Annotated in this window: 17 protein-coding genes and 1 pseudogene; 13 read left to right on the forward strand and 5 right to left on the reverse strand. The window is 66.7% G+C overall.

The genetic code is table 11. The features are described 5' to 3' along the window. The first annotated feature begins 322 nt into the window (after positions 1-322). Complete coding sequence (locus GXY15_15270) at positions 323-1099, forward strand: ABC transporter permease (GenBank protein NLV42572.1); 777 nt, start codon at positions 323-325, stop codon at positions 1097-1099. Next, on the forward strand, positions 1096-1839 hold the full coding sequence (locus GXY15_15275; protein NLV42573.1) for an ABC transporter ATP-binding protein: 744 nt from the start codon (positions 1096-1098) through the stop codon (positions 1837-1839). Before GXY15_15270 ends, GXY15_15275 begins: the two co-directional genes overlap by 4 nt. Before the next feature lie 10 nt (positions 1840-1849). Here the strand turns inward: GXY15_15275 and GXY15_15280 are convergent, their stop codons facing one another. Further along, on the reverse strand, positions 1850-3583 hold the full coding sequence (locus GXY15_15280) for a CehA/McbA family metallohydrolase (GenBank protein NLV42574.1): 1734 nt from the start codon (positions 3581-3583) through the stop codon (positions 1850-1852). A 235-nt stretch (positions 3584-3818) separates the two neighbouring features. Here GXY15_15280 and GXY15_15285 point away from each other — a divergent pair, with 235 nt between their 5' ends. Further along, positions 3819-4298: a GntR family transcriptional regulator gene (locus GXY15_15285; protein NLV42575.1), complete on the forward strand. Its 480-nt coding sequence runs from the start codon at positions 3819-3821 to the stop codon at positions 4296-4298. A 110-nt stretch (positions 4299-4408) separates the two neighbouring features. On the opposite strand, the gene GXY15_15290 is transcribed toward GXY15_15285, so the two are convergent. Together GXY15_15290 and GXY15_15295 are read right to left on the reverse strand one after the other, a co-directional pair. Continuing rightward, positions 4409-5860, reverse strand: a complete 1452-nt coding sequence (locus tag GXY15_15290; protein ID NLV42576.1) for a PhoPQ-activated pathogenicity — start codon at positions 5858-5860, stop codon at positions 4409-4411. A gap of 150 nt (positions 5861-6010) precedes the next feature. Beyond that, positions 6011-7024 carry a DUF1573 domain-containing protein gene (locus GXY15_15295; protein ID NLV42577.1) on the reverse strand — a complete coding sequence of 338 codons (1014 nt, stop codon included), beginning with the start codon at positions 7022-7024 and terminating at the stop codon, positions 6011-6013. 678 nt (positions 7025-7702) lie between these two features. Here GXY15_15295 and GXY15_15300 point away from each other — a divergent pair. Both GXY15_15300 and GXY15_15305 read left to right on the forward strand, forming a co-directional pair. Further along, a complete protein-coding gene (locus GXY15_15300) occupies positions 7703-8812 on the forward strand; it encodes a DUF1080 domain-containing protein (GenBank protein ID NLV42578.1) in 1110 nt (369 codons plus the stop codon). A 140-nt stretch (positions 8813-8952) separates the two neighbouring features. Beyond that, a complete protein-coding gene (locus tag GXY15_15305) occupies positions 8953-9249 on the forward strand; it encodes a hypothetical protein (protein ID NLV42579.1) in 297 nt (98 codons plus the stop codon). Positions 9250-9434: 185 nt separating this feature from the next. Here the strand turns inward: GXY15_15305 and GXY15_15310 are convergent, their stop codons facing one another. Together GXY15_15310 and aceE are read right to left on the reverse strand one after the other, a co-directional pair. Next, positions 9435-10739 carry a branched-chain alpha-keto acid dehydrogenase subunit E2 gene (locus tag GXY15_15310; protein ID NLV42580.1) on the reverse strand — a complete coding sequence of 435 codons (1305 nt, stop codon included), beginning with the start codon at positions 10737-10739 and terminating at the stop codon, positions 9435-9437. Between the two features lie 51 nt (positions 10740-10790). After that, a complete protein-coding gene (gene aceE / locus GXY15_15315; GenBank protein NLV42581.1) occupies positions 10791-13457 on the reverse strand; it encodes a pyruvate dehydrogenase (acetyl-transferring), homodimeric type in 2667 nt (888 codons plus the stop codon). 328 nt (positions 13458-13785) lie between these two features. Here aceE and ffh point away from each other — a divergent pair, with 328 nt between their 5' ends. The 8 genes and pseudogenes from ffh (at position 13786) to GXY15_15355 (ending at position 19310) form a co-directional block, all read left to right on the forward strand. After that, positions 13786-15138: a signal recognition particle protein gene (gene ffh / locus GXY15_15320; GenBank protein NLV42582.1), complete on the forward strand. Its 1353-nt coding sequence runs from the start codon at positions 13786-13788 to the stop codon at positions 15136-15138. A 19-nt stretch (positions 15139-15157) separates the two neighbouring features. Next, a pseudogene (gene rpsP / locus GXY15_15325) lies at positions 15158-15409 on the forward strand (30S ribosomal protein S16). Between the two features lie 221 nt (positions 15410-15630). Beyond that, positions 15631-15870 carry a KH domain-containing protein gene (locus tag GXY15_15330; protein NLV42583.1) on the forward strand — a complete coding sequence of 80 codons (240 nt, stop codon included), beginning with the start codon at positions 15631-15633 and terminating at the stop codon, positions 15868-15870. Positions 15871-15896: 26 nt separating this feature from the next. Continuing rightward, positions 15897-16655 carry a tRNA (guanosine(37)-N1)-methyltransferase TrmD gene (gene trmD, locus GXY15_15335; protein ID NLV42584.1) on the forward strand — a complete coding sequence of 253 codons (759 nt, stop codon included), beginning with the start codon at positions 15897-15899 and terminating at the stop codon, positions 16653-16655. Continuing rightward, positions 16652-17011, forward strand: coding sequence for a 50S ribosomal protein L19 (gene rplS, locus GXY15_15340; GenBank protein NLV42585.1), 360 nt, complete (start codon positions 16652-16654; stop codon positions 17009-17011). The genes trmD and rplS overlap by 4 nt, the downstream gene beginning before the upstream one ends. A 106-nt stretch (positions 17012-17117) precedes the next feature. Beyond that, complete coding sequence (locus GXY15_15345; GenBank protein NLV42586.1) at positions 17118-17663, forward strand: hypothetical protein; 546 nt, start codon at positions 17118-17120, stop codon at positions 17661-17663. 58 nt (positions 17664-17721) lie between these two features. After that, positions 17722-18633, forward strand: a complete 912-nt coding sequence (ispE, locus tag GXY15_15350; GenBank protein ID NLV42587.1) for a 4-(cytidine 5'-diphospho)-2-C-methyl-D-erythritol kinase — start codon at positions 17722-17724, stop codon at positions 18631-18633. Positions 18634-18782: 149 nt separating this feature from the next. After that, the gene (locus GXY15_15355; protein NLV42588.1) at positions 18783-19310 is read left to right on the forward strand and encodes a hypothetical protein; all 528 of its coding nucleotides are present in this window, start codon (positions 18783-18785) and stop codon (positions 19308-19310) included. Positions 19311-19314 lie beyond the last annotated feature (4 nt).

The following is a 19314-nucleotide window of genomic DNA, read 5'->3' on the forward strand; positions in this document are numbered from 1 at the left end:
GCGAACGGGTACGCTGACACCATTCGAGCTCCGGCCACTCTGTGGGACCCGCGACATCATCATGCAGGGAGCCAACTTTCTTATGCGAATTCCCGCCTCACGGCGGTCAGGGGCTCGCGATGACGGGGGAAGACGTAGACGCGGCATCTTGCCGCGTTCTTCGGGTCAACGGACGGCCTCAAGAACGCGGCAAGATGCCGCGTCTACCTTACGGGCGTCCCCGCCGACCTGCTTACCATGGCGACGTCCCCGCGCGGTTGTCCGGGGGCGGCCGCATCCACTACAATCAGGGTTTGAACCTTTCCTGAACGGACACGCCGCAATGGTTGTGATGGGCTTCCGCCACTACAAGAATCTGGTGCTGCACAAGGCCTGGGCCGATTTCCGGGCCGAGGCGGAGCGCACCTATCTGGGGGTGGCGTGGTGGGTGCTGGACCCGCTGATCAACCTTGCCGTGTACTACCTGGTGTTTGGGGTGATCTTCAGCCAGGGCGGCCCGGATTTCGTGCCGTTTTTGCTGGTGGGGCTGGTGACGTGGCGCTTTTTCGAGGCCACGGTGGTGCGCGCCTCCAGCTCCATCCTGGGGAATGTCGCCATGATCCGGCAGATGGCCTTCCCCAAGGTCATTTTCCCGTTCATCTCCGTGGCAACCTGCCTAATGGAGTACGCCTTTTCCCTGGTGCTGCTTTTCATCGTCCTGCTTCTGTACGGCCACACCCCCTCCCTTTCCTGGGTGGTGTTCCCGGTGCTGCTTGTGGTCCAGGTGGGGCTGGTGCTGGCCTTCGCGCTGCCCCTGGCGGCGCTGGTGCCCTTTGTGCCGGACATGTACAAGCTGGTCACGCAGGTGCTGCGGATCATGTTCTACATGTCCGGGGTGTTCTTCGACATCGAGCGGCTCAGCCCGAAACTTCAGCTTGTCCTGGGGTTCAACCCCATGGTGCATGTGATCGGGGCGGTGCGGGCGGTGCTGATGCGCGGGGAGTGGCCGTCGTGGCCCGTGATGGCGGCGGTGTGCGGGGTGTCGGCGCTCGCGGCGCTCCTCGGCGCGCTGGTGATCCGCCGTCTGGACCCGCTCTTCGCCAAGAGGATCGCCCGATGAGCGCCTCCAGAGAACCCGTGATCCGCCTGCGGAACGTGGGCGTGTCCTACTGGCTGCGGCAGAGCCTGTTCCGCCGCAGGAAGTTCTGGGCGCTTCGGGACGTGTCGTTCGACCTGTACGAGGGCGACTCGCTGGGGGTGATCGGAAAGAACGGTGTGGGGAAGAGCACGCTGCTGCGGCTGCTGGCGGGGGTGATGAGCCCCGACTGCGGCACCCTGGAGAACCGGGGGGTGAGCACCTCCCTCCTTTCGCTGAACCTGGGGTTTCTCCCCTACCTCTCGGGGCGCGAGAACGCCATTCTGGGCGGCATGTTCCAGGGGATGAGCCGGGAGGAGATCGAGTCGAAGATGGACGAGATCATCCGGTTCGCCGAGCTGGACGAGTTCATAGACCAGCCGGTGTCCTCGTACTCCTCGGGGATGAAGGCGCGGCTGGGCTTCGCGGTGGCTTTCCAGGTGCAGCCGGACGTGGTGCTGATTGACGAGGTGATCGGCGTGGGGGACGCGGATTTCCAGCAGAAGTCCGTGGCGGTGATGAAAGAGCGCATGCGCGCGCACGACACGACGATCGTGTTTGTCTCGCACAGCGCGCCGCTGATCCGCGAGCTGTGCAACCGCGCGGTGTGGATCGAGGACCGCGTGGTGCAGACGGAGGGCGACGCGGAGACCGTGCTGGCGGCCTACGACCGGTTCCTGAAGACGGGGGAACGGCCCGCGGCCCCGCCGGCCGAAGGCGTCTGACCGCCCGCGCCTACCAGGCGGGCGCCTCCATCACCGGGGCGTTCTCGTTCAGCTCCACCTCCTGCACGTTGTCCGACTGGACGCGGACCCAGGTCTTTTCGGGGTTCAGGTCCGGGTTGCGCCAGAGGAGTTCCTGCGTGATGTCCTGGGCGTAGATGGGGCTGGACAGGGCATAGACCTCGATGGGGCCGAACCCCTTCTTTTTGGGGTCCGCCGGCCCGATCACGCGGAGGCGGTAGGTGCAGTAGGTGGTGGGATGGCGGCGGAACCGGATGGCGATATTGTCGTCGTTGATGGGCACGGTGCGGATGGGGCGGCCGTTCTCCAGCACCTGGAGCTTCTTGCCGAGGCCGTTGATCACGGCGGCGTCGAAGACAATGTCCACATTGAGGGGCACCACGCCGCCGATGCCGACGTCCACTTTTCCGTCGCCGAGGACGTCCGCGGAAAAGCCGAGCTGCGGCCCGTTCATGTCGCAGGAGACATAGGTCCGGCCCAGCCGGAGCCCCTCGAGAAGACCGGGGAGCGAGAGTTCCCGGGCGTGGATATAGGTGACCGGCCGGGCGAGGGGGACGCTCTTGCTGCCCGATCCGGAGCCGCCGATGACGCAGCCCATCAGGCCGCGCGTCAGCTCGTAGTCCCAGAACAGCGCGTTCTGGGCGTTCGCCGACATGTCCCCCAGACCGACGGCCGAGGCGGCGGCGGCGATGGAATGGACCAGTTTGCCGTCCTTGCGGACCTTGATATCCTCGCGGAGTTCGCTGGGGGCCATGGGGGGCGTGCCGCGCCAGTCGCGGAACCAGGCCTCCACGGCGTTCACATAGCTCAGTCCCCACTGCCAGGATTTTGTGGGGAAACAGGGGTGCGCGACGGACCAGATGCCGCCCTGGGCCTGGACGCGGATGCATTCCGCCTGGGCGGCGGCGGAGTTGGACGGGAGATCGGGGACGGTGAGGGGCCCGTACACCAGGGCGACCCCCGTGTCGTCCCGGCCCCACTCCATGGCCGGGATCAGGGTCATCTTGTCGGAACGGAAGGCGGGATCCTCCGCCGCCGCCAGGGTGTTGCGGTCGGCGATGGCGAGGAAGTCGCAGCCTTCGCGCTCCGCCCGGGCGATGACCTGGGCCACGGACTCTTTGCCCATCCCGTGGGCGGAGTAGGCGTGCAGTTCGCCCCGGTACCACTGGGCCCCCGTGCGGCGGGGGGCCAGGTCCCATTTCAGTTCGCGGCGTCCGGGGATGCTGGCGGCATTGTAGGGGTCCGTGCCGCAGGCAAGCTCCACCCGGTCAATGGCCAGGTCCCCGTCGGTGTCGAAGGCCCGCAGGGGCACGGCGCCGCTGGCGCCCTCCAGCAGGTTCACCTCCAGGCTCGCCTCCCGCGCCTCCGCAATCTTCACGTCCGTCACCTCCACCAGCACCGGCACCCCTTCCTGGAACACATGGACATAGGCCCGGCTGTCGCCGACGGGTGCCGTTCCCGAGGCCGCGCCGCCGGAGACCTCCAGCACGGTTTTCGCCCCCCCGTCCAAGCTGAGCAGGTCCACCCGGCCGTCCAGGGCGGCATTGACCACATTGGTCAGCCGGACCGCCAGGGTTCCCCGGGGCCGTGTGTCCGGCGCGGCGTCCGCCGGGGCGGCCTTTTCGGGCGGGGGGGTGACGGCGGTTTCCGGGGCGCTCTCCCCTCCGTTTCCGGCGCATCCGGCAAACAGCAGCACGGCACAAAAGCCTGCCAGGCAACGCTTCATATCGGTTCCTTCCTGCGGCGCGGGCCCACCGGCCTGCCCTGGGGGTGTAAACTAAAGCATACGTTTCGGTTGTTTCAACCTGTACAATAGTGTATAATTTTTGTGAGCAGAAGCAAGCGGGGGCATGGTCAACTTGTCCGCGAAGGCTGCCGCGGGAGGAGCGCGCGGTGGAGTTCATATATCTGAGTGAATCTCAGGAGCGTTGTTGGACGAACACAACAGGGAGAAGGATACCGTGACCAGACCGAAACACAAAACGGACGCGGAGCTGCTGGACATGCTCTCGACGGTTGACCTGCAGAGCAGCGTTGCCGTCTATGTCCAGATCGAAAACCATGTGCAGTTCGCCATCTCATCGGGCAAGCTGAAGCCGGGCGACCAGCTTCCCGCGGTCCGGGAGCTTGCGGAGCGGCTCAACGTCAACACCAACACCGTGTCCAAGGCCTACCGTGACCTGGTGGTCATGGGGCTGCTGTACACCCGTCGCGGCATGGGGGTGTTTGTCGCCTCCAGCATCGAGGACAAGTGCCGCGAGGACTGCCGCCGCCGCATTGTGGTGCGCCTGAACGAGGTGGTCTGCGAGGCGAAGGCCGCCGGCTTCGACGACAAGGAAATCGTTGAGATCGTCGAGAAGGCCGTCAAGCTGAAGACCAACCCCTACGGCCCCGTGCCGCAGGCGCTCATGCAGTATGTGAACAAGAAGTCCCGCCGCTGACAGCCGCATGACTGGGGCGGACCTGCGGGACGGGTTCGCGCGTGGAAAGAAATGGCAAACGCCGCAACCGGATGGTTGCGGCGTCTGCTTTTCGGCTTGCGGAGGGCGGGCTATTTCCCCTGCCGGTGCAGGAAGCCGTCTTTCCAGATTTCGGGCTGGGCGGTGAGCGTGTGCGCCGTTGTGTCGGGCACCACGCGGACCGGGGTGGTGACGATGAAGTCCTCCTTCCCCCTTCCCGCGAAGGTGAACTCCACGAGGAAGGCCGTGTTCCCCGCGGGGGGCGTCTCCACCCGGCCCACCCAGGCCCCGTCGGCTTCCGGGGAAAGGTCCGTCGCGGCCCATTTCCGCCCGAAGGCGTCCACGCGGAAATCCCGGGCTGCGGGGTTGGTGGCCTGCCACAGTTTCACCGCCTTGGGCGCGGGCGAGGCCGTGGCCCGGATGGTGTTGTCGTCCGGGAAAGACCAGGCGTATTCGGGGAAGGGCGCCTTGTCCACGATGTGGCGCATGAACGCGATCAGCGCCCCGGCGGGGTCGCCGTTCTCGAGGCCGTGCCCGGAATTGGGGGAGTAGCGGAGGTAGGTGGGGCCCTGGAGGTCGTGGAGATAGAATTTCCAGGAGTCGTGGAGGAAGAACTGGTCGCCGGCGCCGTTCATGAGGTACTTGGGCATGGTGAGGCGGTCGCGGTAGCTGTAGGGGTCCACAATGGCCAGCATGGCGGCGAACTCGGGGGACTCCAGCCATTTCATGATCCGCATGTCGGTGTAGTCGTTGATCGCGGGGGCCCAGAAACCGTAGACCTCGTAGTGGTGTTTGAAGGACGGCGCCAGGTTCAGCAAGTCAATCACCATGGGCATGGCGGCGATGACCCGGTTGTCCACCGCCGCGGTGGTCCAGGTGGTCCATCCCCGCTTTGACGCGCCCGCAACAACGAAATTCTCGACCGTGATCTTCCCCCCCTGGTCCCCCGCGCAGAAGGCCTGCACCGTGTCCATGGCGCGGACCACCGCCTTGGTCATGGGGAGGCGGGTCAGCCAGGTGGCGTCGCCGGTGCGCAGGTATTTGTCCCAGTTGTGGGCGATGATGGCGTCCTCGCTGCGGCGTTTGCCGTCGTCGGCGAAGACCAGCGGCTGGTTGGGGATGTTCCGGATCTGGGCGCACACCGCCCCCGTGGCGCGCACGGCGCGGCGGAGGTTGGCGTCCGCCCCCTTGGGGGCCTCGCTGCGGCTGCTGCCCCCGGAGATGACCATGAGCGCCGTGGGCGTCGTGACCTTGGCGGGAACGACGATCTCCAGCCAGTGCTTCCAGACTGGCTTGTCCACCTCGTCGGGGCTTCGCCAGGTCTGCGACGTCATCTCAAGAACGTAGCCCGTGTAGTCGCTCCCCTCGGTGGTGCCCACCAGCGACCAGGCATAGGTGTCGTCCGGGGCGGCCACGTAGTCATCCAGGGCGGTGCGGGTGTTCCCGGCCCGCAGGGTGTCGGCAGCGGAAGCGCACGGGAGGGCCGTTAGCAGGCAGAGCGAAGCCAGAAGCGCTGAAAGCCCCAAGTTTCGGCGGGAAGGCATTGCGGAGTCTCCTTTTGTCGGTTTCGCGGCGGCCCCCCCCGCGTTCATACGACACCCCGAACCGCAGTGAGGTTTCAGGGATTAGACAGGAAACCGCCCCGGCGGCGCAAGGCGGCCGCCGGGGCGGAGAAGGGCTGTCCAAGTTCAGGATCAGGGCTGTGCGGGCGCCGCGGCTGCGGGGGCTTCAACCACTTGGCGGGCAGCATCCGGCAGGGCAACCGGGGCCGGGGGCGGCGTGGCGGGCGTCTGGACGGCCGGAGTCTGGCCCGTGTTCGGCTTTCTTCCAAAACCGGTCAGGTTGTACACCTTGATGGGGAGCGTCACCTCGGGCGTTTCGGGGTTGTCAATCTTGAGGGTGAAGGCCTTTCCGTCCAATTCCATCTTGCGGGGCATGTTGGACAGTTTGACCTGGTATCCGTCATCCCGGGGCGTGATCTCCACGCCGATGCCCTCCACGGGCGGGATCACCTCAAGCAGCTTGAACTCCTTGACGCGGCCCGCCTTGACGGTGATGTGCTGCGTGTCTGTCGCGCCCGGCTCCTCCATCGCGCGGAGGCTGATTGTCTGGGGGGCGATCGTGACCGCGCCAATGACCTGGCAGGTCAGCGGGAGGAAGAGGACGGCCCGGTCAATGCAGTCGGTGCGGACGGTGATGCGGCCGTTGTACATGGCCGGGGGCAGCGCGCCCTTGCTGAAAACGTCCACCTTGTAGGCCCGTCCCGGCTCCGTCTCCGAGATGGTGAAGTCCATCAGCGGGCCGGCGGGGGACTCAAACCCGGTGATTTCGACGGACTGAATCTTGAACGCCAGGTCCGCCTTGTTCGACTTCACGGTGAAGGAGGCGGAACGGGGCTCGTCGTCCATGACCCTGCCGAGGTTAATGAGTTCCGGGGTGACGGCGATTTTCGGAATCACCGACCCCTTCAGGGCCAGCTGAAGGACGGGGTTCAGGGGGTCGTTTGACTGGACGCCGATGGTCTTGTTCTGCGCGCCCTGCCGCCCCTTGATGGAAAGGGTGGTCTCCAGCTTGACCTCCTGTCCCGGCTCCAGGGTCTGCGTCTCCATCTTCGCGGTGGTGCATCCGCAGGCGGGCTTCACCCCCGTGATGTTCAGCGTGGCGTTGCCCGCGTTTTTCAGCACAAACGCGTGTTCGATCTTCTCCACGTCCGTCTCTCCGAAGTCAAAGACCGGCTCGTCACACACGATCCGTGGGCCGTCGTCCGGCGCGGGGGGGGGCGGGGCGACCGCCGGGGCGGCCGCCGGCGCCGGGGCAGCCGCGGGCGCCGGGGCGGCCGCGGGAGCCGGAGCAACTGCGGGAGCCGGAGCGGGCTCGGGAGCCGCGGGGGCGGTTGGCGCTGCGGGGGGGGCCTGCGCCACGGTGGTCTCGGCAGGGGGCGCGGCGGGGGCTTCCTTTATCGCCGGCACGGGTGCCGGGGCGGCGGGCGCGCCCTCCTCCGCCGGGGTGGCGGCGGGCGCCTGCTTCACGGGGTCCTGGGGGGTGCTTCCCCCGCATCCTGGGAGGGAGGCCAAAGAGGCGATAACCAGGCAGCATAGCGCCAAGAACAGGGTGTTTCTCATGGGACATGTCCTCTCAAACGTTTTGCCGGTTTCCCGGAAAGGTGGATACAACGGACTGAAATACTACCACGTTCACGGGGGAAAATAAACCGTGCAAGGCCACATTTTCCCCCCAGAAAACGCGCGCACCGCGTAAAACGCTGACAGGTCCCGGGCGGCGCGCCGGAAAAAATTGCCGCGCCGCCCGGTTTTCTCGTACAGTGGAAGGCCGTGCGCGGTGTCCGCCGCCGGTTCGGAAAACAACGACAAATCAAGGAGTGTGCAATGTTGAACAGGAAACTTGCGGTTGCGGCCGTGCTGGCCGCCGGGCTGCTGCTGTCCGGGGGCGCGCAGGCCCAGGCCATCGCCGAGGGTCAGTGGATCAACCTTTTCGACGGGGAGACGCTGTATGGCTGGAATGTCTTCGGCAACGCCGAGTGGGCGGTGAAAGACGGCGCCATTGAGTGCCTGAAGGGCGAGACGGGCTTTCTGGCCACCACGTCGGCCTTCGGCGATTTCGAGCTGACCCTCAACATCAAGGTCGCGGGCAAGGGCTCCGCCGGCATAGCGGTGCGCACCTCGCTGGACGGGCATTTCTCCGAGACCGGCGGCGCGGCGGTCTCCATCCCCGCAGGCAAGGCCGAGTTCATCCCGGTGCGCATCGTGGCGCGCGGCGAGACGGTCGAGGCCGAGGTCGGCGGCGAGAAGACCACCCTCACCGCCAAGCGCCCCGTGGGGTGCATCGAGATCCAGCACCAGCGCTACCACAGCGTGAACCAGTCCCCGAAGATCACGGTCACCGACGTCAAACTGCGCCCCCTCGGCCTTAACCCGATCTTCAACGGCCAGAACCTCGACGGCTGGAGCATTCTCCCCGACCACCAGTCGGTGTTCTCCGTCGTGGACGGCGCGCTGAACATCAAGAACGGCAACGGCCAGATCGAGACCGACGGTTTCTACAAGAACTTCCTGCTCCAGCTCGACATCTTCTCCAACGGCGACCACCTGAACAGCGGCGTGTTCTTCCGCAGCCCCAAGGGCGTCTTCTGGAAGGGCTACGAGTCCCAGGTGCGCAATGAGTGGGTGAAGGAGGACCGCACCAGGCCGGTGGACTTCGGCACCGGCGGCGTCTACGGCGTCAACCAGGCGCGCAAGGTCGTCTCCACGGACCGCGAGTGGTTCAGCAAGACCGTGGTCGCCAACGGCAACCACTTCGCCGTGTGGATCAACGGCATCCAGGTCAGCGACTATTACGACATGCGCCCCGTCAGCGCCGAGGGCGACGGCAAGAACGGCTATGTGGACCAGGCCGGGGCCATCACCCTGCAGGGCCACGACCCGACGACGGACCTGAGTTTCAAGAACATCAACCTTCAGGCGTATCCGGGGAACTGACCCCGGCAAGACAGCGGACCGCACGGGCGGGAACTCTCCGGGTTCCCGCCCGTTTTCTTTGCCGGATTTTTCCGCCCCGGCGTGAATAAACCCGCCCCCGCGCGCGTTTGTTCTGCTGAAAGCGGAGAAGGGCCGGCAAGATGAAGACAGCGGACCACAGGGAACAGTCAGTGAGGCTCGTGAGGGACTTCTACGAGACCCTCCTGTGCGGCGGCGGAAAGCCCCTCGACTTCTTTGAACTGCTGTGGGTGGTGGACGGCGCGGTGGAGGCGGCGGGCGTGGAAACGGCCCGGATCGTGCTCGGAGAATTTCTCTCGGACCCCGGGGAATATGACTCCCTGGCCGAGCGTTTACTAGAACGGTTGACGCAGGTGACGGTGGAGACAAAGTTGAACGACAACGAACTGGCCAGCTGGTTTCAGCGGGCCATCAAATAGAGTTTGACCTCCCCCTCCCCCTTGACCGAGCCTGGTCCGTCAGTCTCCCCGACTGGCGGGCCAGGCAATCCCTTTTTAAGCCCCCCCGCGAGTCCTTCGCGGACGGCGGACATTCCTGAAAAGAAGCAGGCAGAGGCGAATGATTATCCGCCCCTGCAAGGCGCTGCCTGGGCGCTGTCCTTCCCCTACGCCTCCAGAAACAGCACCCAAGGCTGTTCCAGCACTTCGATGAGGCGGCGGAGGAAGCGGGCGGCGTCGGCGCCGTCTATGAGGCGGTGGTCGTAGGAGAGACTGAAGGGCAGCATGAGCCGCGGCACGAACTGTCCGCCGGCCCATACCGGCTCCATCACGGCGCGGGACATGCCGAGGATGGCCGTCTCGGGGGCGTTGATGATGGGGGTGAAGGCGTGGCCGCCCAGCCCGCCCAGATTGGTGACCGTGAAGGTGCCGCCCTGCATGTTCTCCAGGGCGAGTTTCCTTTCCCGGGCCTTTGCGGCAAGTTCGCCCAGCTCCACGGACATCTCCACAATGCTCTTCCTGTCGGCGTCCTTGATGACAGGCACCAGCAGGCCGTTGGGCGTGTCCACGGCGACGCCGATGTTGTAGAAGTGCTTGTAGACCGCCTGCTGGCCCGCCATGTCCAGGGATGCGTTGAATTTCGGGAAGCGCTTCAGCACTTCGGGCAGGGCCTTCAGCACGAAGCTGGTGATGGTCAGCCTGCCCCCCGCCGCCTCCACTCGCTTCCCGTATTTCTTCCGCAGTTCCTCCAGTCCCGTCACGTCCGCCTTGTCAAAATGCGTCACGTGGGGGATCGTGGTCCAGCACTCGGTCATGTGCTCCGCTGTCTTGCGGCGGATGGCGCTGAACGGCTCCACGGTGGTGCCGCCCGAAACCGCGGGGGCGGACGCCGCGGCGGGCGCGGGCTTCGCGGGGGCCTCCTCCTCGGCCGCCGGTGCGGCGGCAGCCGGGGCCGCGCCTCCCCGGGCGAAGGCCAGCACTTCCTGCAGCGTGACGCGGCCCGACGGATCGGCCGTGGGCACCTCGTTCAGGTCAACGCCGAGCTCGCGCGCCTTGGCGCGCACGGACGGCGCGGCGCGGACCAGTCCCGGACGCGGCACGGCTCCGGCAACGGGCTGCGCGGGCGGGGGCGCGGGCTGTGCGGGGGCCGCCGTCGGCGCTGCGGGCTTGGGCGCCTCAACCGCCGCCGGGGCGGCGGCGGGCTCGGGTGCCTGCGCGGCTGCGGTCGGTGCGGCGGCCGTCTCCACCAGGAAGACGACCTCGCCGGGCCGGATCGCCGCCCCCTCCTTCACCCGGATTTCGGTGATCTTTCCCGACACGCCCGAGGGGATTTCCGCCACGGCCTTGTCGGTTTCGATCTCCAGGACATTCTGCCCTTCGGCGACCACGTCACCCACCTTCACCAGCAGCTTCCCCAGGGTCCCGGAGGCCACATTTTCGCCCAGTTCGGGGAGCTTGAATTCCTTAATCATCGGTCAACTCCTTGTGCTTCCAGGTTGGCGTCGTCCGGGGCGCGCCCGGGATCACTGCGTCAGCGGGTCCGGCTTGTTCGGCGAAATCTTGAGGAGTTTCATGGCGGCCTTCACCGCGTCGAACCCAATTTCGCCGCGCTCCGCCAGGGCGCGCAGCGCGGCAAGCGTGATGAAGCGGTGGTCCACCTCGAAGAAGTCCCGCAGCGCCTCGCGCGACTCGCTCCGGCCGAAGCCGTCGGTGCCGAGGCTCACGAGCCCGCCGGGCACCCAGCGGCTGATGCTGTCGGGCAGCATTTTCACATAGTCCGACGCGGCCACCACCGGCCCCTCCTCCTTCTCCAGCAGACGCGTCACCCAGGGCTTCTTGGGCTTTGCGCCGGGGTGGAGCAGGTTCCACCGGTCGGCGGCCATGCCGTCGTTGCGCAGTTCCTTGTAGCTGGTGACGCTCCAGACGTCGGCGGCCACGCCAAAGGTCTCTGCGAGCAGAGCCTGCGCCTTGAGCGCCTCGTTCAGAATGGCGCCGCTGCCGAGGAGCTGGGCGCGGTGGCGGAGGTTTTTTCCCTCCGGCGCGGGGCGGAACCGGTACATGCCGCGCAGAATGCCCTCGCGCACCCCTTTTCCGGCGGGCATCGGGGGCATGGCGTAATTCTCGTTCCCCACGGTGATGTAGTAGAAGATGTCCTCGCCTTCCACATACATCCGCCGGACGCCCTCCTGGATGATCACTGCCAGCTCGAAGGCGAAGGCGGGGTCATAGCATTTGAGGTTGGGCACGGGCATGGCCAGCAGGTGGCTGTGGCCGTCCTGGTGCTGGAGCCCCTCGCCCGCGAGGGTGGTGCGTCCGGCGGTGCCGCCGATCATGAACCCCCTGGCCCGCATGTCGCCCGCCGCCCAGACCAGGTCGCCGATGCGCTGCATGCCGAACATGGAGTAGTAGACGAAGAACGGGATCATGGGGATGTGGTGCGAGGCGTAGGCGGTGCCGGCCGCGATGAACGAGGACATGGCCCCGGCCTCGGTGATGCCCTCCTCCAGGATCTGGCCGTCCTGCGCCTCCTTATAATACAGGAGGTTCTCGGAGTCCACGGGCTCGTAAAGCTGGCCCTTGGAGGCGTAGATGCCGAACTGCCGGAAGAGCCCGTCCATGCCGAAGGTGCGCGCCTCGTCGGGCACGATGGGCACGATGGATTTGCCGATCTTCTCATCGCGCAGGAGATTCAGCAGGATGCGCACAAAGGCCATGGTCGTCGAGACGGGGCGGTCGTTCCCGTGGAGGAACTCGTCGAAGGCCGCGTCCGGGGGCGCTTCAAACGGAAGCTTCACGACATCGCGCCGGGGAATGGGGCCGCCCAGGGCGGCGCGGCGCCCGCGGAGATACTGGATGGCGGGGCTGTCGTCCGGCGGGGCGTAGAACGGGGCGTAGGCGATTTCCTCGTCCGAAATGGGGATGCCAAAGCGGCCGCGGAACTCCCACAACTCCTCCTCGTTGAGCTTCTTCTGCTGGTGGGTGATGTTCTTCCCCTCGCCGCTTTCCCCCAGGCCGTAGCCCTTCACGGTCTTGGCGAGGATGACGGTCGGCGAGCCGGTGTGGTTCACGGCGCGGTGGTAGGCGGCGTGGACCTTCAGGGGGTCGTGTCCGCCGCGCTTGATCTTGCGGAGCTGCTGGTCCGTGAGCAGGGCCAGGAGGGGCTCCAGTTTCGGTTCGTGCGCCAGGAGCCTGCGGCGGATGTAGTCCCCCGACTCCACGCTGAACTTCTGGTATTCCCCGTCCACCAGCGTGCCCAGGGCGCGCGCCAGAATGCCTTCGGTGTCCTTGGCGAAAATCGGGTCCCACTCGCTGCCCCAGAGCACCTTGATCACATTCCACCCGGCCCCCCGGAAGACGGCCTCCAGCTCCTGGATGATCTGGCCGTTTCCCCGCACGGGCCCGTCGAGCCGCTGGAGGTTGCAGTTGATCACGAATATCAGGTTGTCCAGCCGTTCCCGGGATGCAAGCGTAATGGCGCCAAGCGTTTCCGGCTCATCCGTCTCCCCGTCCCCCAGGAAGGCCCACACGTGCCCCCCATTGGCGGGTTTCAGGCCTCGGTGCTCCAGGTAGCGGTTGAACCGCGCCTGGTAGATGGCCATGATGGGGCCGAGGCCCATGCTCACCGTGGGGTGGTTCCAGAAATCCGGCATCAGCCAGGGGTGGGGATAGGAGGAAAGCCCCCCGCCTTTCGCCAGTTCCCGGCGGAAATTCACCAGTTGCTGGGAGGAAAGGCGCCCCTCCAGAAAGGCGCGGGCGTAGATGCCGGGGGTGGCGTGGCCCTGGAAATAGATTTGGTCGCCGCCTGAATCCGGGGTGCGCCCCCGGAAAAAGTGGTTGAAGCCCACCTCGTACAGCGTGGCGGCGGAGGCGTAGGTCGAAATATGCCCGCCGATGCCGTCGGACAGCCGGTTGGCGCGCACCACCATGGCCATGGCGTTCCACCGGATGACCGACTTCACGATGCGTTCCAGTTCCCGGTCCCCCGGATAGGGGGGCTGCTGTGCCGGCGGGATGGTGTTCTGGTAGGGGGTGTTGGCCGTAAAGTTGTCGGGGACGCCCAGGGAGCCCGCCTCCGCGCACAACAACGACAGGAGTTCCGCCGCCGCCCCGGTTCCCTGGTCCTCCACCAGGCTCTCCAGCGCCTCCACCCAGTCGCTTATCGTGTCTTCGGGCAAGTACTTATCCACCATGACCATTCCCCGGGGGTTAGAAACAGGCGCGTGACCGCGCCGGCACTCCGCAATTCCCGCAGGGTTAACTGGGGAATCAATAGTATACAACATTGCTGAAGGGGAAAACCTTCCAACGGAAGCCGCGGGGGGGCGGGCGGTGCCGTCCCCGTAATCCGCCATGATTCGGGCACTTCCGACCGGAACAGGGGCGGGCGCGCGGTTGCATTCCCTTCCGGCCGTTTGGTATAGTTCTGCTTCCGTGCGGGGGAGTCCTGTCTCCGCGCTGGACGGCCCATTGCGGCTGTCTTTTCGGGATTTTCCACGGCAAGCGAGCAACGGGAAGACAATGTTTGAAAGCCTGACAAAACGGCTGGAATCGGCATTCAAGATGATTCGCGGCCAGGGTCGCCTGACTGAAGCGAACATGAAAGATGCGCTTCAGCAGATCCGCCAGGCGCTGCTCGAGGCGGACGTCCACTACAAGGTCGTCCAGAAGTTCATTGCGGACGTGCAGACGGCGGCGGTGGGCGAGAAGGTGCTGGACAGCATCCATCCCGGCCAGATGATCGTCAAGATCGTCCATGACGAGCTGGTGAAGCTGATGGGGGCGCAGAACGCGCCCCTGGCCTTCGCGGCGAAGCCGCCGACGGTGATCATGATGGTGGGCCTTCAGGGCCAGGGCAAGACGACGACGGCGGGCAAGCTGGCGGTGATGCTCAAGCGCCAGGGGCGCAAGCCGCTGCTGGTGGGCGCGGACGTGTACCGCCCCGCCGCCATTGAGCAGCTGGAGATTGTGGCCGGACAGGCCGGCGTGGAGTCTTTCAGCCTCGGCGTGAAGGCCAACCCGGTGGACATCTGCCTGATGGCCCGGGGCGAGGCCTCGCTGCGCGGCTGCGACGTGCTGATTCTGGACACGGCGGGGCGCCTGCATGTGGACGAGGAGATGATGGGCGAGGTCCGGCGCATCGCGGCGCAGATGGCCCCGCAGGAGATCCTCTTCGTCGCGAGCGCCATGACCGGCCAGGACGCGGTGCGCTCGGCGAAGCAGTTCAACGACGCGGTGCCCCTGACGGGCGTGGTCCTGACGCAGATGGACGGCGACGCGCGGGGCGGCGCGGCGATCAGCATCATCGAGGTGACCGGGCGGCCGGTGAAGTTTGTGGGCACGGGCGAGAAGCTGGACGCTTTGGAGCCCTTCCACCCCGGGCGCATGGCCGACCAGATCCTGGGCATGGGCGACGTGGTCTCGCTGGTGGAGAAGGCGCAGCAGGTGGTGGACCAGAAGCAGGCGCTGGACTTCCAGAAGAAGGCCCGCAAGGGCGACTGGAACCTGGAGGACTTTCTGGCGCAGATGCAGCAGGTGAAAAAGCTCGGGGCCTTCGGCGACATCATCAAGAAGATCCCCGGGCTCGGCAAGATGATGCCGGACGATCTGGACGGCGCCGAGGACGAGCTGAAGTACACCGAGGCGATCATTCTTTCCATGACGCGGAAAGAGCGCCGCACCCCGGTCATTATCAACGGCAGCCGCCGCCGGCGCATCGCCGAGGGCAGCGGCACCACGGTGCAGGAAGTGAACGCGCTTCTGAAGGACTTTCAGAAGATGCGCGACATGATGAAGCAGATGATGAGGGGCCCGAAGGGCGGCGGCAAAGGACGCGGCCTTCGCGGACCCCTCCCACCCATGCCGGGGCGCTAAGCCGGCAGAGAGGACAGCAATGGCAACCGTTATCCGTTTGAAGCGCGGCGGGCGCAAGAAGAAGCCGTATTACCGCATCGTGGTCCAGGATTCCCGGACCCGCACGCGGGGGCGCGAGGTCGAGATTCTCGGCGTGTACCACCCCGCCGCCCGGCCGGCGCCGGTCAGCGAGGTGAACGCGGTCCGCGCCCTGGAGTGGCTGCGCCAGGGCGCGCAGCCCTCGGACACGGTCCGCGCGATCTTCAGCAAGCTGGGCGTCATGAAGCATTTCGGCGACGGCACCACGCCCGAGACCGAGACGGCGCAGGCTGTCGGCGCGGTGGTCGAGGACAAGGGCTACACCCCCCCCGCCCCGGTTGTCGAGAAGCCGGAGCCCGCGGCGGCGCCGGTTGAAGAGGCGGAAGCCCCGGCCGAGGCCCCCGAGGCGGCCGAAGAGGCTCCGGCGGCCGACGCGGCGCCCGAAGCGGCGGCCTCTGAAGAGCAGGCAGCCGAATGATTCCGGCGGCGGAACTGGTGGATTTTGTGGTGCGGCGCCTGGTGCACCACGAGGACGAGCTTCGACTGGAGACGGTGGAGGAGGAGGACGGCGGCGTCATCCGGCTCACCATGAACCAGGAGGACGTGGGCCGCGTGATCGGCCGGAACGGACGCACGATCAAGGCGCTGCGCACCCTGGTGAGCACCGCCGCGGGCGGCTCCGAGAAGGCCGTGCGGGTTGAAGTGGCCGAGTGACCGTTTTTGTCCCGGAAAGGCGCGCCATGAGGATAGACATCCTCACCCTGTTCCCGGAGCTGCTGGAGACGCCGTTGCGGACCAGCCTCCTCGGGCGGGCCGTTGAAGACGGGCTGCTCACTGTTGCGGTGACCAATCCGCGGGATTTCGCGGGCGGGCGGCACCGGACGGTGGACGACGAGCCCTACGGCGGCGGCGCGGGCATGGTCATGCAGTGCGGCCCGCTGTTTGCGGCTGTGGAAAGTTTAAGAGACAGGAACTCCCTGCGGCGGATCGTGCTGATGTCGCCCCGGGGCCGCAGGCTCGACCAGGACCTTGTGCGGGAACTGGCGGCGGAGCCGGACCTGGTGATCCTCTGCGCCCGGTATGAGGGTGTGGACGAGCGGGTTTCGCAGGCCCTGGTGACCGACGAGGTCTCCATCGGCGACTATGTGCTCAGCGGCGGCGAACTGCCGGCGCTGGTGCTGGTGGAGGCGGTCAGCCGGATGATTCCCGGGGTCGTGGGAAAATGGGAGTCCGTGGACACGGACTCCTTCTACCACGGCGTCCTCGGGCCGCCGCAGTACACGCGTCCGCCGGAATTCCGGGGGATGCGCGTGCCGGAGCTCCTGCTGGGCGGCAACCACGCGGCCATCGGCCGCTGGAGACGTAAGGAGGCCCTGCGCGCCACGCGGACGCGCAGGCCGGATTTGCTGGAAAACCTGACAAGCGAGGACATGGACCTGCTCGCCGAGATTGAATCGGAGCGCGGGCGGCCGAACACGGACAAGGAGAAGTCACAGTGAACATCGTTGATGAATACACCCGGCAGAACGGGAAAGACGCGGACAAACTGCCCAAGTTCAACGTGGGCGACACCGTCCGCGTCCACTTCCGCATCGTCGAGGGCGAGAAGGAGCGCATCCAGGTCTACGAGGGCGTGGTGATCGGCCGGAACCGCGCCGAGAGCGCGGACGCCACCTTCACCGTGCGCCGCGTGGCCTTCGGCGAGGGCGTCGAGCGCGTCTTCCCGCTGCACTCCCCGCGCGTGGAAAAGGTCGAGGTGATCCGCGAGGGCCGCGTCCGCCGCGCCAAGCTGTATTACCTGCGCGACCGCGTCGGCAAGGCCGCGCGCGTGAAGGCGAAGCAGCGCAACGCCTGACCCCCGCGTTTGATTTTACGGACCCGTGACGGGCACAGTGTGCAACTGTGCCCGTTTCTTTCGCCGCCGGCGGCGGACGCAGAACCAACCACAAGGAGTCCCAGCCATGGCAGACAAGACCGAAGGACAGAAACAGGTGAACCACAACCTCGTGAAGACGGTGGCCTTCCTTGAAAAGAAGGGGTACAAGGCGCGCTACGACGATGAGGAGGCGCAGACGGTCGTGGCCTACAAGGACGCGCGCCAGGACACCCTGGTCTTCGTGCACGTGCCTGCGGACACCCCCGGCCGCTTTGCCGTGAACGCCATCGTGGAGTGTGTCGAGGCGGATGTCATTGACGCGTGCATTTCCGCGGCCAACATCATCAACGCGCACGAGCAGGGCGCCACCCTCTTCGTCACCCCCAACTCCCCCGATCCCGAGAACGACGGCGAGGCCGACGAGGGCATCGTCATCGCCTCGTCCGTGTGCGTCGCCGACTCCGTCGAGGCCTTCCTCGGCGTTTTCGACTACTGCGTGGACATGATGGAGGACACCATCCAGGACTACGACGACCTGATGGCCGAGATGCTGGGCGAGGACGGCGAAGAGTTCGACGAGGATGAAGAAGAGGGCGATGAAGAGGACGAAGGGGACGACGAGGAGAAGTAGGCGGCTTCCCCCGCCGGGGCCGGCAGGCTCCGGCGGCGACACAGCACGGAGACGCCGGATGCCGGACCGCGCCGACGGCCGCGGACGGGTGGTTGAGCCCGCACGCGCAAAGGTCAATCTCTATCTCGACGTGGTGCGCCGCCGCGAGGACGGGTTCCACGACATAGAGACGCTGTTCCAGTCCCTGGATCTGGCCGACGAAGTCACGTTGGAACCGCGCGGGGACGGGCAGCTCACCCTGGACTGTTCCCTGCCCGGACTCTGCGCGCCGGAGGACAACCTGGCCCTGCGGGCCGCGGTCCTTCTGCGCCGCCACACCGGCTGCGGCGCGGGGGCGCACATCTCGCTGGAGAAGCGCATCCCCGTCGCGGCCGGGCTGGCCGGAGGGTCCGCTGATGCGGCGGCGGTGCTGCGCGGTCTGAACCGCCTGTGGGGGCTTGGCCTTTCCCACGGGGAGCTGGCCGCGCCGGCTTTGGAGCTGGGGTCGGACGTGCCCTACTGCCTGGCGGGCGGCCTGGCCGCGGCGACAGGCCGGGGCGAATGCCTTACTCCCCTCCCCCCTCTTCCGGGCGGCTGGCAGTGTGTCCTTGCGGACCCCGGCATCCCCGTCCGCGCCGCGCGGGCGTACACCCATCCCCTGCTGGAGAAATGCGGCCCGCCGCCGGAAGGCGAGAGGTGGACTTCCCGTTTCCGGCAGGCGGTGACCCTGGCAGCCGGGGGACGGCTGGGGGAACTGGTGTTCAACCGGCTGGAACGGCCCGTGTTCCACGACCACCCCGTGCTGGCGGCGATCAAGGAGACCCTGCTGGCCTGCGGTGCGCGCGCGGCGGCCATGAGCGGCAGCGGCTCCGTGCTCTTCGGCCTGTTTCAGGAAACGGACCCCGTGGAAGAGGCGGTTGCCGCGCTGAAGCGGTCCTTTCCCGAAGTGACCGCGCATCGTTGCCGTTTCTCGCCGGAAACCACCGCGTAGCGCGGGGCCTCTGCCCGGCGGTTGGGGGCGGTGGAAACCTTTCCCCCTGTCCGGTGGTCTCTACACAAGCGGGAGGTGTCTGCCGGCGGCTGGCGCGAAGGGTGCGCCGGACGGCGGACGTTTCACCCGGACGCCCAGGAGGTATTCCCATGTGCCAGAAACGCAGAGTAATTATCCGTGTTGTGCTGTTTGCCCTGCTTGGGCTGCTGATGGAGTTGTTCTTCACGGCGCTGGGCGCGCTGCTGAAGGGCAACATCAACTTCAGCGGGCACTCCTCGCCGTGGATGATGCTGGACTACGGGATTCTCGGCCTGATGGTCGGTCCGATGGCCGGGGGGATGAAGAGGATGCGCCTGCCCCTGCTTCTCCGGGCCGTGGTTTACATGCTCGGCATCTTCCTGGTGGAGTATGTTTCCGGCCGCGTTTTCGTTGCCTTCGGCATCCACATCTGGGATTACAGCGACCTGCCCCTGAACCTGCACGGCCAGATCACCCTGACTTTTATCCCCTACTGGTACGCCCTGGGGCTGGGGTTGGAGCTGCTTAACAAGTGGGTTGACGCCTGCGCGGTGACGCTGGCGGGCGGGTTCACGGCGGAGGAGCTGGCGGCCCTGGCGAAGGAACGCCGGGCGTCCGCCGACGGCTGCGGCTGCGGGTGCGACGCCGGCAAGGGCTGACCGC

This window comes from Candidatus Hydrogenedentota bacterium, assembly GCA_012730045.1.
Taxonomy (GTDB): domain Bacteria; phylum Hydrogenedentota; class Hydrogenedentia; order Hydrogenedentales; family CAITNO01; genus JAAYBR01.

Excerpts from the sequence above, each read along its gene's own strand:
- GXY15_15305 (NLV42579.1), top strand. The coding sequence starts at position 8,953 with ATGAAGACAGCGGACCACAGGGAACAGTCAGTGAGGCTCGTGAGGGAC.
- GXY15_15345 (NLV42586.1), top strand. The coding sequence starts at position 17,118 with ATGGCAGACAAGACCGAAGGACAGAAACAGGTGAACCACAACCTCGTG.
- trmD (NLV42584.1), top strand. The coding sequence starts at position 15,897 with ATGAGGATAGACATCCTCACCCTGTTCCCGGAGCTGCTGGAGACGCCG.
- GXY15_15280 (NLV42574.1), bottom strand. The coding sequence starts at position 3,583 with ATGAAGCGTTGCCTGGCAGGCTTTTGTGCCGTGCTGCTGTTTGCCGGA.
- ispE (NLV42587.1), top strand. The coding sequence starts at position 17,722 with ATGCCGGACCGCGCCGACGGCCGCGGACGGGTGGTTGAGCCCGCACGC.
- GXY15_15290 (NLV42576.1), bottom strand. The coding sequence starts at position 5,860 with ATGCCTTCCCGCCGAAACTTGGGGCTTTCAGCGCTTCTGGCTTCGCTC.
- GXY15_15330 (NLV42583.1), top strand. The coding sequence starts at position 15,631 with ATGATTCCGGCGGCGGAACTGGTGGATTTTGTGGTGCGGCGCCTGGTG.
- GXY15_15300 (NLV42578.1), top strand. The coding sequence starts at position 7,703 with ATGTTGAACAGGAAACTTGCGGTTGCGGCCGTGCTGGCCGCCGGGCTG.
- GXY15_15355 (NLV42588.1), top strand. The coding sequence starts at position 18,783 with ATGTGCCAGAAACGCAGAGTAATTATCCGTGTTGTGCTGTTTGCCCTG.
- GXY15_15275 (NLV42573.1), top strand. The coding sequence starts at position 1,096 with ATGAGCGCCTCCAGAGAACCCGTGATCCGCCTGCGGAACGTGGGCGTG.
- aceE (NLV42581.1), bottom strand. The coding sequence starts at position 13,457 with ATGGTGGATAAGTACTTGCCCGAAGACACGATAAGCGACTGGGTGGAG.
- GXY15_15310 (NLV42580.1), bottom strand. The coding sequence starts at position 10,739 with ATGATTAAGGAATTCAAGCTCCCCGAACTGGGCGAAAATGTGGCCTCC.
- ffh (NLV42582.1), top strand. The coding sequence starts at position 13,786 with ATGTTTGAAAGCCTGACAAAACGGCTGGAATCGGCATTCAAGATGATT.
- GXY15_15270 (NLV42572.1), top strand. The coding sequence starts at position 323 with ATGGTTGTGATGGGCTTCCGCCACTACAAGAATCTGGTGCTGCACAAG.